The organism is Vibrio splendidus, from assembly GCF_003345295.1.
In the GTDB taxonomy this organism is placed as follows: Bacteria; Pseudomonadota; Gammaproteobacteria; order Enterobacterales; family Vibrionaceae; genus Vibrio; species Vibrio splendidus_K.
Genome location: NZ_CP031055.1, coordinates 1841396 through 1856523, shown reverse-complemented (window position 1 = coordinate 1856523; position 15128 = coordinate 1841396). Strand labels below are relative to the sequence as shown.

The window sequence follows — 15128 nt, the reverse complement described above, 5'->3', positions numbered from 1 at the left end:
AATTGACCGCGATTTATAGACGGTCGAATGCTTAATAATAAGAAGGCAGGTGAGGAAACTCTCCTGCCTTTTTTACATCTATTTTTCTATCTATTCCAATACCTATTTTACCGTATTGAAGCTGACATATTTTCTAATAACCATACACTTAATAGCGCCGTGAATTTGGCGAAAAGCCAAGGAATTGGCATAAGCTAAGGCCATGGTTTACATAAAAATATATTCCAATATTAAATTGTGAAATCGCTCGAATTTAATACTGATATTGGGTAGTATGCGCGAGATTTCCCACCACTCGTGAAACTTTGACATGAAACTAACACTAAAGCAGAAGTTGATAGGTGCTAGCCTATCTGCTGTTGTCGTTATGGCTACAGCGTTGACTTGGTTGTCAGCAAACCAATTATTTGAACAGACTCGTAATGGCGTATACCTACGAGCTGAAAGCGTATCAGAAGCAGCATCTGAAGGTATTAAAAACTGGATTGATATCCGTACCGATATCGCATCAGCATTTAATGACTTTTCACGAGAGGATGATGTTGTTCCTTTCCTTAAGCAAGCTCGTGTAGCGGGTGGCTTTGACGATATCTTTTTAGGTACTCCAGAAGGCGGAATGTACCGTTCACATCCTGAACGTAATCGCGCCGGTTACGATCCTCGTCAACGTCCTTGGTACCAAGAAGCAAACGCTGCAGGTAAGCAAATCATCACAACGGCTTACCAAGATGCGATCACTAAAGCATTGCTAGTAACAATTGCCGAGCCTGTGCGTCATAACGGCAAACTTGTTGGTGTAGTGGGTGCAGACGTACTTATCGACCAACTAGTGAACGATGTAATCAGCCTTGATGTTGGTGACAATGCTTACGCAATGCTAATTGATGCCTCTGACGGCACATTCCTCGCACACCCAGATTCAGCACTGAGCCTGAAGCCGGTAAGCCAGCTTTCAAACGACATCTCTATGCCAATTATCGAGAACGCAGTGCGTACGGGTAGCATCGAGATCATCAAAGAACGTGGCGCTGAGAAGCTGCTTTACTTCACGAAGGTGCCTAACACTAACTGGATCTTCGCGGTTCAGATGGACAAAGCAACAGAAGAAGCGAACCACTCAACACTACTTACTCAGTTGATCACAACGGCGGTCATTATTACGTTAATCGTAATCGTATTAGTGTCTTGGTTAGTGAGCTTCCTATTCCGTGATTTGAACCGTGTTTCAGCGGCACTTGAAGAAATTGCTTCAGGTGAGGGCGACCTTACTCAACGTCTTGAGCCTAAGAGCGATGACGAAATTGGTAAGCTTGCTGAAAACTTCAACCGTTTTGTAGGCAACATGCACACCATGGTGATCAAGCTAAGCGAAGTATCTGCTGCGCTAGGCAACCAAGCACGTCAAACGGCTTCTCAAGCTGAAGAACGTAGTGCTCGTATCCAAATGCAACAAGACGAAATCAACATGGTAGCAACAGCCGTTAACGAAATGGCTGCAGCAACACAAGAGATCGCGGGTAACGCTGACCACACTGCACAGAACTCATCTGAAGCGGTTGGCGCTTGTGAGCACGGTACTGGTCAAGTGACACAGACTCAAAGCTCTATCCAAAACCTTGCTCAAGAAGTTCAAATCGCAACTAACGTTATCCTAGAACTTGAAGAGCACGGCAACAGCATCAACGCTATCTTGTCTAACATTCAAGGTATTGCAGAACAAACGAACCTACTTGCACTTAACGCGGCTATTGAAGCAGCACGTGCCGGTGAACAAGGTCGTGGTTTCGCGGTTGTAGCGGATGAAGTTCGAGTTCTGAGCCAACGTACACACGGTTCAACGCAAGAGATTCAACAAACTATTGAGTTGCTACAAGGTACAACAGGCAAAGCGGTTAGCATCATGAACGATAGCCGTAGTCTTGCTGAAACCAGTGTTGATGACGCGAACTCAGCGGCTGCAAGCTTAACGCAAATCCATGCTGCTGTTGAACGCATTAGTGACATGGCGACACAGATTGCTTCTGCTGCAGAAGAGCAAGCATCAGTAACGTCTGAGATTACTCGTAACACTGAGGGAATCCGTGACGTATCTAACGAGCTAGCAGACGAAGCACACCAAGCTGCAGAGCAAGCCGCTCAACTTTCTGAGCTGTCTCACGAGCTAGAAAGCGAAATTAGCCGCTTCAAGCTGTAAGCTCTTAGTATTAGAGTGCTTATTTTTAAGTTCTTAGCGAATAGCAAATAGCGATAGAACAGAAAAAAGCGTACTAGCGATCAATTCGCGAGAATGTTATCAAAAAGCCGAATGTGATTATCACATTCGGCTTTTTTGTACGTGCTAGTTAGAGTTATGAATCCAAACTAGTTGTTCGGGTAACCTGGAAACTTCGCTTTAATCGCTGCACGAGTAGGGAAGTACTGCTCCATAAATTTAACCATCGCAGGGTCGTTCGCTTGTCGTTTCTAAGCTGTTTGGGTATTTGCATCAAGGTCAGTACTTATTGTAAGTGACTGGCCAAGTTTGATTGGAGAAGGGTGTAGTTCAGGAGAATCACAGACACAAAAAAGCCCGAGTATAAACTCTAATGCCGTTCGGATAAGCATTACTGCTTGAACCTAAACGGATATTTGGCTGGAACAAAGAGGACTGAACGTGGAAACGTTCGGTCCTTTCTTTTATCTGGAAGAATGAAGTGACTCAGACTTTCTCTCATCCTTTTAAGTTTGACTGGTAGGGTTCCGTCTGGACTTAAAGCTAACCAACGTAACTGAGCATCTATAAGGTTAATTGCAGCAGTAAAGCTTACCCTAGTCGCTCGAACCCCGGCTTCTGAAGCTATCTTAACCATCTCTAATCGCACTAAGTTATAGGCAAGTAATACGCCCCAAAGCTCTTGCTTCACACCGGCAGAAAAACGACTTCGTAAAGTGACGTGACTTTGCAGTTGAGTCTGTTTAATTTCACCATAACCCTCTTCAATCTCCCAGCGTTGCCAATAAACACGCTGCAGGCTTTCTAGCGAGTATTTGCTAGGGTCTGTAAGTGAAGTAATAAAACCTTTTATCTCACCTTTTGGCTCTTGATATAGGACTAATCTGGCTTCCCAACGTGCGGGTAAATTCGGATTCTGCCGTTGAGCTTGAGGAGAGATAGGCATTGAAATGAGCATGTCGTTTTCCGCATATTTCTCCAACACTTCATAACGTAGTTTACGTTTTGAAGGCATTAACCAGTGAGTATTTTCCGCACTCTCTTGCCACGACAACAAAAGGTCTGCCGAGAAATAACAACGATCAAGTAAGGTCAATGAGTGTGCGGGGATATCATTGAATAGGCGCTTAGCTAAGGTCGTTTCACCGACATGACAACCATCAAAAGCCGCCCCCATAATCATTCGTGTTTCTGTTGACATCAAAGCGACTAAACGAAGTTGAGGGTAAGGTTTCAATTTTTTAGAGATGAACCCAAATTCTTCAGCGTTCTCTGGGGAATCTTGACATCTAAATGTTGTTCCATCCACAGCAAGTACATTAAGTTCTAAGTCTCTGTCTTGTTGAAGGATATCTCCGTGCCAAGCCTTCACCGTTGTGTTAAATAGAGCTGCTAATGGGCTCTCATCTAGACGTCGACGTGAATCAGTTAGGACACTAGGTGCGACACGAGACCAACTATCTTCAGGTTTAGGCTGAAGCGCAATGTCTAATGAACTACATACCTCTTTGATAGACATGTTGCGTTGCAACCCCATCCAAATAACTAACCAGACAGCTTGCTGCGCGGGAAGTCGGCGTCGTCTTATGCTCGCTTTATTTGTTTCAAGAAGAGCTTGTTCTATCCACTCAATCTGAATAGCATCGACGACAGATTCATAATTATCGGCATCTTCAATGGTCTCGTGTGCCATTGCTAATTCTTGTTCAAGCATAAAAAATCCCCATCAACATTGTTGATGAGGATTATCTTCTAACTGCAGGATCGTTCAAGTCTTCTTAAACGATCGGCATTAGAGTATAAACTCGGGCTTTGAACTATTTATCTGTGCTTATGAAAGCAGGCTAGATTGCCTGACGAAGTTGGAAATAACGTCCTGCTTCGTTTAACAGCTTCTCATGAGAACCGTGCTCAACAATCTCGCCTTGTTCAATCAGAACGATAGAATCCATCGATTCCAGACCAATCAAACGGTGCGTGATGAAGATAACCGTCTTGCCTTCAAAGTGCTTCTCGAACAGCGTCATGATGCTGTGTTCTGTTTGCTTATCTAAGCCTTCTGTTGGCTCATCTAGAAGCAGGATAGGGGCATCATGAAGAATCGCACGTGCGATGCCAATACGGCGCTTCTCACCACCAGACAGTTGACGACCACCGTCACCTAACCAGCTATCAAGTGCGTTATTCTCAAGCAGCTTTTCTAGGCCAACATCTCTTAGGATATTGGCTAAGTGATCATCGGTCGCTTCTGGTCTTGCAATCAACAAGTTGTCACGCAAGGTACCATTTAGAATGTCGACACGTTGGCTTACTACACTGATTGATTCACGAAGCTGTGATTCGTTCCACTGCGTCAGTTCAATACCCGCGATTGAGATGTAGCCCTTTTTAGGATCCCAGTAGCGAGTCAGAAGCTGAATCAGAGTCGATTTGCCCGAACCCGTTTGGCCAACAATCGCAACCTTGTGAGTCGCAGGAATCGTTAGGTCAACAGCGTTCAGAACGCTGCGCTCAGAATCAGGGTAGTTGAACGTCACGTTTGAGAACGTAATATCCAGCGGCTTGTTGATGTCGAGCTTCTCTTCAGCAAACTGAACTTCAGGCTCTGACAGAATCACTTCGTTCAAGCGACGAGCAGAAGACAGAGTTTGACCTAAATGCTGGAACGCACCTGCAATAGGCATCAGCAGTTCAAAACTTGCCATAGTTGCGAATGCCATTAGCGCGATGAACGGGTCTGGTGCATTACCACCTACACCGTCAGCCGCAAGCCAAAGCATAAGAACAAGCGTCAAACCGTTGAACAGCATCAGAGCTGCTGACGCCATACCGGTTAGGTTGGCATTCACAAACTGATTCGCCATCAGCTTCTGTTGCGTCTCTAGAATCGCATTACGGTAACGCTCTTCAGCACCAAACAGGGTCAGTTCGCTGTAGCCTTCAATCCAATCTAGCGTCGTTACACGAAGATCTGCTTTGTTCTGTGTCAGTTCACCACCGTTACGTTTACCCAATTTGTAGAACAAGATTGGCCAAACCAACAGCATGATCAGAAGGATAGAACCTAAGATTAAACCTAGTGAGCTATCGAACCACATCAAGAACAGAGTCAGGAAGAAGATCCCGAACACACCCACCGTCACTGGGCTTACTAAACGTAAGTACACGTGATCCATGGCGTCTACATCAGCAACCAAACGGTTGAGAAGGTCAGCATCACGAAGGTTCGAAATACGACCTGGGATCAGCGGAGCCAGCTTCTTAAAGAAGAAGATACGTAAATCAGTTAACAATTTGAATGTGGCATTGTGGCTGACAACACGTTCACCCCAACGACCCGCAGTACGGCTCATTGCCAAACCACGTACACCGCCGCCCGGCAGCATGTAGTTGAAGGTTTCTCGTGCAATCGTAAGGCCAGCAACCGCAGAAGCTGAAATGAACCAGCCTGATAGCGTTAACAAGCCAATAGAAGCCGACAGAGTAGCAAAAGCCAATAGCATGCCTAGCGATAGGCCAAACCAATGCTTTTTATAGAGTTTCAGGTAAGGCAGTAAATCACGCATCTAAATTACCCTTATTATCTTGTTGAGCTAAGTTCGCGTTCAGCATCTCTTCAAACAAACCACCCGCAGTCGAAAGCTGAGAGTAATGACCTTGTTCAACCAGACCACCATCGCGCATAACCAGAATATTATCGACTGATTTAAGAGGAGCGAGTTGGTGCGTCACAAGCAGGGCAGTGCGGCTTTCAATGTTGCTATTGATGCCTTTCATCACTAACTGTTCGCTACGAGTATCTAGGCTGGCTGTTGGTTCATCTAATAACCAGAACTGACCGTCTTGAATCATTGCGCGAGCCAAAGCTAAACGCTGAGATTGACCAACAGACAGGCCGCCAGAGCGATCAGAAATCATGTAATCCAAGCCGTGCTCGTTTACAAATTCGCTAGCAAATGATTGCTCAAGTGCATTCTCGACAACTTGGTCAGCGATATCATGCTTACCTAGAGTGACGTTGTCACGAATGCTACCGTGCAGTAGTAACGGGTTTTGACCAACCCAGCTAATGGTTTTACGCCAAGAGGTTAAGTCGAGGTCACGCAATTCAATACCATTGATTTTCAAGCTTCCTTCATAAGGCATGAAACCAAGGATGGCATTGATCAAACTTGTTTTACCCGCACCACTTGGGCCAACTAACGCAGTCGATTGGCGAGTGTTCAGTGCGAACGAGATAGGACCAACTAATTGAACACCTTCAGGGCTTAACACTTTTAGGTCGGTAGCTTCAATATTGATGCCTTGAGCTGAATCGAGTTGAGTGTTGCCTGATTTAACCTTAGTGATGTCGGTTTCTAGGAACTCGACAATACTTTCGGCTGCGCCAACCGCTTGTTGCTTCGCGTGGTAGAAAGTACCTAAGTCACGTAGAGGTTGGTAAAACTCTGGCGCTAAGATAAGGATAAACAAACCAGCGAATAGCGTAATACCTGCACCGTAGTGGCCGAAGTTCAGCTCACCAATGTAGGTGAAACCAAAGTAAACCGCGGTCATCGCGATAGAGATCGACGTGAAGAACTCAAGTACCGCAGAAGACAAGAAAGCGATTTTCAACACATCCATGGTACGCGTTCTGAACACTTCAGATGCACCTTTAAGTACCTCTGTTTCAGCGTTGGTGCGGTCAAATAGACGGATAGTCGTCATGGACTGCAAACGGTCGTAAAAGTGACCAGAAAGACGCTGCAGTGCTTTGAAGTTTTTACGGTTTGCATCGGCGGCTTTCATACCCACAAGTGCCATGAACATCGGTACCAGTGGAGCAGTAATCAAGAAGATCAGTCCTGCTGCCCAGTTTACTGGGAACACCACAACCAAAATAATGAATGGAATCATTACCGACAAAGACATCTGAGGCAGGTAACGAGAGAAGAAGTCTTGCATGTCTTCTACTTGTTCTAGCAACAGCGTTGCCCACGTACCGGCAGGTTTGCCTTTAATGTAAGCAGGGCCTAACTCGCGTAACTTATCAAGGATGAGTTGCCTTATATAGACACGGATCTGTTCACCACAGCGATAACCTGCGATTTCACGTCCCCATGTACAGCCAGCACGGCCAACGACCGATAATGCCAAGCCTGCGAAATGACCAACCAGTTCAGATTTATCGACATTTTCGATGATCAGCTGGTGAAGAATAGAGGCGAGAAGAGCTGCTTGAGCAATTAAGAACACGCTTGAAAGTACGCCAAGGCTAATCGCAATCATAAGCCAGCGTTTCGCTAACTTACTCTGTTGCTTAAGCCACTTGTTCAAGCTGCGTTGTTTTTTCTTATCCATTATGAAGGCTTAATGATAATTATTATTTGTTGAGGGCGGCTAGTATACAAAAGAAAGCCCAGTGGATATACCACTGGGCTCTAGGGATTTACAACAAAATGTGATGGCGCCCTGCATCTATTGGTGCGAGGGCTTCGATAATCAAATCTGCAATCTCAGATTTACTTATCGTTAAGGCCATCTAGGAAGCGTTCAGCATCCAGTGCAGCCATACAACCTGTGCCAGCAGAAGTGATTGCTTGGCGGTAGTTGTGGTCCATTACATCACCCGCAGCGAAGACGCCTGGGATGCTTGTTTGTGTCGCGTTACCTTCAAGACCGGACTGAACGATGATGTAGTCATCTTTCATATCAACTTGTCCTTTGAAGATTTCAGTGTTCGGTTGGTGACCGATAGCAATGAACGCGCCCATTACTTCGATATCTTTTGTCTTATCAGACTGAGTATCTTTAATACGAACGCCCGTTACGCCCATGTCGTCGCCTAGAACTTCGTCTAGCGTGCGATCAGTGTGAAGAACAATGTTGCCGTTCTCTACTTTGTCCATTAAACGTTTCACTAGAATCTTTTCAGCGCGGAACGTGTCACGACGGTGAACTAGGTGAACTTCAGACGCGATGTTAGATAGGTAAAGTGCTTCTTCAACAGCGGTGTTACCACCACCAACAACCGCCACTTTCTGGTTGCGGTAGAAGAAACCATCACACGTTGCACAAGCAGAAACGCCACGGCCTTTAAATGCTTCTTCAGAATCTAAACCTAAGTACTTAGCTGATGCGCCCGTTGAGATGATCAACGCATCACACGTGTACTCACCTGAATCGCCTTTAAGACGGAAAGGGCGGTTTGAAAGGTCTACTTCGTTAATGTGGTCGAACAGGATCTCTGTTTCAAAGCGCTCTGCGTGCTCTTTCATGCGATCCATTAAAGCTGGACCCGTTAAACCTTCAGCATCACCGGGCCAGTTTTCCACTTCTGTAGTGGTTGTAAGCTGACCACCTTGCTGCATACCGGTAACCAGTACTGGGTTTAGGTTTGCACGAGCAGCGTAAACTGCAGCTGTATAGCCAGCAGGGCCAGAACCAAGAATCAATAAATTACAGTGCTTTACGTCGCTCATGAGGACTCCGAAATTGAAATTGTTTTTATTTATAATCGCTTAGGATTGTATGGAAAATATGGAGGCAATAAAAGGTTAAACAAGGGCTGAAGTGTAATTAATCGTTATAGGTTAGAACATAAGCTATTTTTAGGAACTTAGGTACATCAAGGGATGTTGGATTATTAATAGCTTAGGTAGTCAGCAGAACTGCATATATAGTTGAAAATGTTCATTTCGGTGAAATTTTCGCGACTAATCATTGTATGTCGCCAGAAGGTATATGGGCATTAAACCAAGAGGTATGTCATTTATTTAATGAGTTGTGCACGCATTGGAAATGCAAAAATCTCAAAGAGGAGGAGGCCATACAGTCTCCTCCTATAAATCTAATTATAACCTCGAATTAGCGTTTACCATGTGTATTTTATGCCAACACGATAACGAGTTTGACGATTATCGCTGTAACTGTCTTGTCTTACGTTACCAACCTCAACAAATGGACGCCATTTAGTGCCATCCGGATTTACAAAACTATACATGATGCGGAAATTGTGTAAATAGTCATAGCTTTCGTTATCAAATTGAGGTTTTGCATCATCAGTCATTTCATTCCAAATTTGGAACTCATATTGAAAATCCCATTTACCAGTGTTGTAGCCAAGCCAAGTATCTACTTCTTGAATTTTAGAGGTATAGCTTTCGCCTGCTTTATTAGTTTGTGAATAATCCCAAAGTTTCCATTTATAACGTGCTTGTACTCTAAAACCGTTATCAAAAGAGTGGTTCACACGAACATAAGGAACATAAACTAAACCGTCAGGATTAAAGTCAAGTGATGAACCAACTAATCCCGTCGTATTTTCCGCAATTTTATCGTAATAGAAAATAGAGAGTTCAGAGCCATTCATACTCATCTCATCAAACATCTGATCTTCGTCTTTATTGTTGTACCTTGCATCTAATTCAAACCCAATATTCTTCCCTGTATCTAAGAACATTTTTACTCTATCTGCATGTTTGTTATTACCATCTTTATATTCATGACGGTATTCCACAGTTGTTTTATAGTCATTTGCTAAGGCTTGAGACGCAAATACGGCTAAACCAGAAGCGATAATGATTTTGTAAGATTGTTTCATAATATTCCCTATTTATTATTAGTGTTTCACTGCTAAATCTTGAATGTATTTTTTATATTGATTTAATTAGGTGTAAGCATTAGCGGTATTTTTAGGTATTTCTGTTGGGCGCCAAGGGTCACCTGTATGCTCAAGCCAAGGCATAAGTTCGTCTTGAATTAATTGAGTAATTAGCTCTGATTGTTGCTCTGCGATGTTTTTCATTTGATACGGATCTGCTTGGTTATCATGAAGAACATAGGTCAGTGGTTTACCTATTTTTCTGTCAATCATAAGCGTGTATTTTTCGTTTCGGATACCACGTCGACCGTAAGATTGTCCGCCATAAGGCATAAAGGTATAAAACTGAGAGGTGGGTTTTTGGTCGCCACTTTCTCCTTTTATTGTTTTTGAAAAATCATTACCTTCTACAGTATCTGGGATTAGATCGTTCATGCCCATTAACCCGAAGAGTGTTGGGTAGATATCAGGGGCTGAGAAAAGAAGATCGTCTGATTTTGGTGTTATTTTCCCAGGCCAGCGGAACATCATTGGAATTCGCATCGCTTCTTCATAGTGAACATTTTTAGTTGGGTTTCCATTAGAGCCCATACAGCAACCATGATCAGAGAAGAAAACGACCAAGGTATCTTCGGTAAGATTCAAAGCATCAAGTTCGTCGACAATACGACCAAATTGTTCATCTACACCATTGACCATCGCCATGTATTCTTTGAAATATTCAGGCCCATAACCGTCAAGGTATTCTTTATCCCATATGACATTTGGGCGAGAGTTTAGCTCTCTTGAACTCTTGTTAAATCGATCAAGATATTTTTGAGGGACTTGATCATAAGGAGAGTGAGGAGGGTTCATTGAAACAACAAGGGTAAAAGGTTTCGTGTTATCTCTATATTCACCATTTTCATTTCTTAGGTAGTTAATAGCGATATCAGCTTCATGCTCAGGACTCCATTGATTAATACGAAGTGGTTTATCCCGAGGCGTATCGTTCGTCCAATACATTGGTGTTAAATGTTTATCGTAAGTCCCGTATGAATACCAAAAATCAAAGCCATGGCGACGATCTGGCGCTGTCCAATCATTCCAATAACGGCCTTCCATTGGGTTGTTGTAGCTAGGAACGAAAGGCGCTTCTGGAGTATCTAAATGCCACTTTCCGATATAGCCCATGCTATAACCTTCTTTGCTTAGAATATCGGACCATGTTGATTGGTTTTTTTTCAACTCAATTCCAAAGTCTTTCCCACCAAACATCCCAGGGGTTGCTGTATGACTATTTCCTTGAATACCATTGCGATATGGGTATTGCCCTGTCATTAACATTCCTCTAAATGGAGTACATAAAGGAAAGTTTGAAACTGCTTGTTTTAATACTGAACTTTGTTTAGCAAATCTATTTAAATTAGGAGTAAGAGAAGGATCTTGATTCATAAAACCAAGAGCTTGAGCTCTCATTTCATCAGGAAAAATAATCAGTAGATTCGGGCGCTTAACTTTTCTAGTTAGTTTGCCCATCGGATCTTGCACTGTGTTTTTTTGGCAACCAGTTATTGCAGACGTTGCTGCAAGCGCTCCTGTTGCTGCGACACCTTTTAAAATGTCACGGCGAGTAATAGACATAATGTCTCCTTTCTTATTCTATTTTTGTAGGGTTACGTTATTGGTTATTTATTTTCGAATTCTTGCGGATCGTAAATGATCGAAAGTTGGCTTGCTGTGTTAGGGATCACAAATATTAAGAGTGATGATGGCGTTTTAATCAAAGGTGATTTTCTTTTTCCATAGATATAAAGATAAATGAAAGGCAAGTCGCATTAACTATGCGTTTTATTTGGTATTTTTACTTTCAAAGAGTAATATATGAAGAAATACGAAAATTAACGTAAGATAAAAACAAAGCGAAAATTAACGAAAGAATGTGAAAGAGATCAAAAGTTTTATACTTCCATATTGTGGGAATAATTTTTAGGTGTAAGGTTAATTCGAAATCAAACGAAAGAGATTTCGTTGGTTTTAGGGAGACGAGAAAAAATGATTAGTGCTGTCTAAAGGCGCATGGAAATCGTAAACGTGGTGAACCAAGATGGTAAAGCACGTGTAGAGGACCTTGCTGCACGATTTGATGTCTCTAGTGTCACTATTCGCAGTGATCTGAGCTTTTTAGAAAAGAATGGGTATGTTGTTCGTTCTCATGGGGCGGCGATTCCAAATACTGGCGTAATTGCAGAACTTACGGTTCATGAAAAACGCCATCAAAATATTGGAACGAAATCCTCCATTGGGTATGCAGCAGCGCAGCTGATAGAGAATGGTGACACCGTTATTCTGGATTCAGGTACGACTACGCGAGAAATTGCATCTAACTTAAAGTTGTTAGAGCAAGCTGTAGTCATGACTAATGGTCTAGATGTAGCTATGGAGTTAGCATCAGCTTCTGGTATAGAAGTATTGATGTCAGGTGGAGTTCTTCGTAAGAAGGCTCTCTCTTTCTCTGGATCTCAAGCAGAGGCAAGCCTGAAGAATTACCGTTTTGATAAGGTTTTTCTTGGGGTTGATGGTTTTGATTTGAGGTCAGGTATCACCACACATAACGAACAAGAAGCAAGTTTAAATCGACTTATGTGTGATATTTCAGAACAAGTCATTGCTGTTGCGGATTCTACCAAATTTGGTAAGCGCAGCTGCCATATGATTAGAGAGTTTGGAAATATTGATATCTTAGTAACGGATTCTGATATTCCCGAAGAATATTTACAAGGTCTTCGTGAAATGAAAGTTGAAGTTATTATTGTAGAGAAAGATAAATAACCTAACTAACTCCATAGCTGCATTTAGATACAGTATGGAGTTAGTAAATGAACACCTTTCAACACCTTGTACAGCGTCATAAAGCGGGTGAACAAAATGGTATTTATTCTGTTTGTTCTGCACACCCGCTTGTTATTGAAGCGGCGCTTTCTCAAGCGTTAAGTGATGATTCCTTGCTATTAATTGAGGCAACTTCTAATCAAGTTGATCAATTTGGTGGCTATACAGGTATGAAGCCAGCTGATTTTCGAGATTTCGTTTTAGAGCTAGCTCAATCACTTCATTTTCCAGTGGATAAACTTATCTTGGGTGGCGATCATCTTGGACCTAATCGCTGGCAAAAACTAACGGCTAAAGAAGCCATGATAAATGCTGACGATCTCATTGCAGCTTATGTTGCTGCTGGATTCAAAAAAATCCATCTTGATTGCAGCATGTCTTGTTCTGATGATCCAAGCCCTCTTTCTGATGAAATTGTTGCCGAACGTGCAGCAAGATTAGCTAAAATTGCAGAAAAAACTGCAAATACATGTTTTGGCCATAGTGATCTTGTTTATGTTATTGGCACTGAAGTCCCTGTTCCTGGAGGCGCTGCAGAAGAGTTAGATACCCTCCAAGTTACTTCTCCGGAAGCTGCTCGAAAAACGATCCAAGCACACCTATTTGCATTTGAAAGAGCAGACATTGCGGAATGTTGGCAACGTGTTGTTGGGTTAGTTGTGCAGCCTGGTGTTGAGTTTGACCACACTGGCGTGATTGATTACCGCCCTGAAGACGCAACCGAACTGAGTAAAGTTGTGAATGATTTTGATCACATGGTGTTTGAAGCTCATTCAACGGATTATCAAACCGATAAAGCCTATCAATCCCTTGTTAAAGATCATTTCGCTATTTTGAAAGTAGGACCAGCGTTGACTTTTGCTCTACGCGAAGCCTTATACAATTTATGTGATATCGAAGAACAACTTATCCCTAAAGCACATTGTTCAGATCTACGTGAACATATCGAAAAAGAAATGTGTGACTCTCCAGAATATTGGCAACCGTATTATCAAGGTAATGAAGCTCAACAACGTTTTTCTCGTAGCTACAGCTTTAGTGATCGAATTCGTTATTACTGGCCAGATGAAAATATTAATCAAGCACAAACAACGTTGTTTAATAATTTATCCCGTAGTGGTATCCCACTTCCTTTACTCAGCCAACATTTATCTGCGCAATTTCATGCGGTTCGTGAAGGACAATTAAGTTCAGATCCGAAAGCATTAGTACTCGACAAAATTCGTCAAACTCTTCGTAGTTATGCGAAGGCATGCAAACAAAATAAAGAAGAAGGCATTGCATTATGAACCATTACCTTGGCTACTCAGTATCAGAATTAGAACAGCTTTCCGGCTTTTGGACAGCAAAAGAAATAACACAACAACCAATGAGCTGGAGAAAAACTAACTCAATAATTCGAGATAATATTGTTGAGATCTCAGCTTTTATGGAGGGGTGGGATACTCATACTGAACGCAGAATTATATTAACTGGTGCGGGTACTTCTGCATTTGCAGGGCAAGCTATTGCTCCGACATTATCTCGTGTATTGAAGTGCCGTGTAGAGGATATTTCAACAACTGATATTGTGTCGAACCCCGCAGAAGTATTAGCAGAGGATATTCCAACATTATTGGTTTCTTTTGCCCGTTCAGGTAATAGCCCCGAAAGCGTAGCTGCTGTAAATCTGACTAACCAGTGCTTATCTAATTGTTATCACCTGATCTTAACCTGCAATGATGAAGGGGCGTTGTTTACTCAGTTTCAGCATGAGAAAAATGCACTTGTTTTATTGATGCCTGAAGAAACAAACGATAAGTCATTCGCGATGACCTCTAGTTTCTCGTCAATGACATTAGCTTGTTTTTCTGCTTTAACGCACAAAAGTAACAAATCGAAAGGAATCGAAAGCATTTGTAAGTGTTCTGAGGAGTTGATCAAAGAAATTAATTCCAATGTCAGAGATACTGCTTCCCATGATTTTAGTAGGGTTATTTATTTAGGTAGCGGTGGTTTGAAAGGGTTAGCTCAAGAGTCTGCATTAAAGTTATTAGAACTTACAGCAGGTAAAGTCGTAGGTTATTTCGATTCACCGCTTGGCTTTCGTCATGGCCCTAAATCTATCGTTAATAATGAAACCATGATTATTGTTTTCATTTCAAACGACCCATATACCCGTCAATACGATTTAGATTTATTAGCTGAATTACGTCGTGACAATATCGCTAAAAAAGTCATTGCAATCACCGTTCAATTTAATGATGTGATTGCTGATGAGAACATCATTCGTGTACCTGATATGGAAAAGGCTTCAGATGTTGAACTGCTGTTTCCTTATATGTTGTTTGCTCAAGCTTACGCATTCCATCGTGCAGTTGCACTCGGTAATACCCCTGATAATCCGTGCCCTACAGGTGAAGTTAATCGGGTTGTTCAAGGTGTCAATATTCATACTTTTAATAATAAAAATTAAAGCAG

The 15128-nt window shown here is 42.5% G+C and carries 10 protein-coding genes; 4 read left to right on the top strand and 6 right to left on the bottom strand.

Going from position 1 to position 15128, the window contains the following annotated elements; translation table 11 throughout:
* The first annotated feature begins 310 nt into the window (after positions 1-310).
* Positions 311-2194, top strand: coding sequence for a methyl-accepting chemotaxis protein (locus DUN60_RS08100; RefSeq protein WP_004733396.1), 1884 nt, complete (start codon positions 311-313; stop codon positions 2192-2194).
* 409 nt (positions 2195-2603) lie between these two features.
* Here DUN60_RS08100 and DUN60_RS08095 read toward each other — a convergent pair whose 3' ends face one another.
* The 6 genes from DUN60_RS08095 to DUN60_RS08070 form a co-directional block, all read right to left on the bottom strand.
* Positions 2604-3926 (bottom strand): IS4 family transposase, encoded by a 1323-nt coding sequence (locus DUN60_RS08095; protein ID WP_114633710.1) that lies wholly within the window; start codon positions 3924-3926, stop codon positions 2604-2606.
* A 130-nt stretch (positions 3927-4056) separates the two neighbouring features.
* Positions 4057-5778 carry a heme ABC transporter ATP-binding protein/permease CydC gene (cydC, locus tag DUN60_RS08090; protein ID WP_114633709.1) on the bottom strand — a complete coding sequence of 574 codons (1722 nt, stop codon included), beginning with the start codon at positions 5776-5778 and terminating at the stop codon, positions 4057-4059.
* Positions 5771-7555 (bottom strand): heme ABC transporter permease/ATP-binding protein CydD, encoded by a 1785-nt coding sequence (gene cydD / locus DUN60_RS08085; RefSeq protein ID WP_114633708.1) that lies wholly within the window; start codon positions 7553-7555, stop codon positions 5771-5773. The genes cydC and cydD overlap by 8 nt, the downstream gene beginning before the upstream one ends.
* Before the next feature lie 161 nt (positions 7556-7716).
* Positions 7717-8676: a thioredoxin-disulfide reductase gene (gene trxB / locus DUN60_RS08080; RefSeq protein WP_114633707.1), complete on the bottom strand. Its 960-nt coding sequence runs from the start codon at positions 8674-8676 to the stop codon at positions 7717-7719.
* A 392-nt stretch (positions 8677-9068) separates the two neighbouring features.
* Entirely contained in the window at positions 9069-9797 is a 729-nt protein-coding gene (locus DUN60_RS08075; RefSeq protein ID WP_060993197.1) for an oligogalacturonate-specific porin KdgM family protein, read from the bottom strand.
* Positions 9798-9863: 66 nt separating this feature from the next.
* Entirely contained in the window at positions 9864-11420 is a 1557-nt protein-coding gene (locus tag DUN60_RS08070) for a sulfatase-like hydrolase/transferase (RefSeq protein ID WP_114633706.1), read from the bottom strand.
* Positions 11421-11855: 435 nt separating this feature from the next.
* On the opposite strand from DUN60_RS08070, the gene agaR reads away from it, so the two are divergent.
* From agaR to DUN60_RS08055, 3 genes are read left to right on the top strand one after another with little or no spacing between them, the layout of a single operon-like run.
* Complete coding sequence (gene agaR / locus DUN60_RS08065) at positions 11856-12608, top strand: transcriptional repressor AgaR (protein WP_114633705.1); 753 nt, start codon at positions 11856-11858, stop codon at positions 12606-12608.
* Between the two features lie 47 nt (positions 12609-12655).
* The gene (gene kbaZ, locus DUN60_RS08060) at positions 12656-13957 is read left to right on the top strand and encodes a tagatose-bisphosphate aldolase subunit KbaZ (RefSeq protein ID WP_114633704.1); all 1302 of its coding nucleotides are present in this window, start codon (positions 12656-12658) and stop codon (positions 13955-13957) included.
* A complete protein-coding gene (locus DUN60_RS08055; RefSeq protein WP_114633703.1) occupies positions 13954-15123 on the top strand; it encodes an SIS domain-containing protein in 1170 nt (389 codons plus the stop codon). Before kbaZ ends, DUN60_RS08055 begins: the two co-directional genes overlap by 4 nt.
* Positions 15124-15128 lie beyond the last annotated feature (5 nt).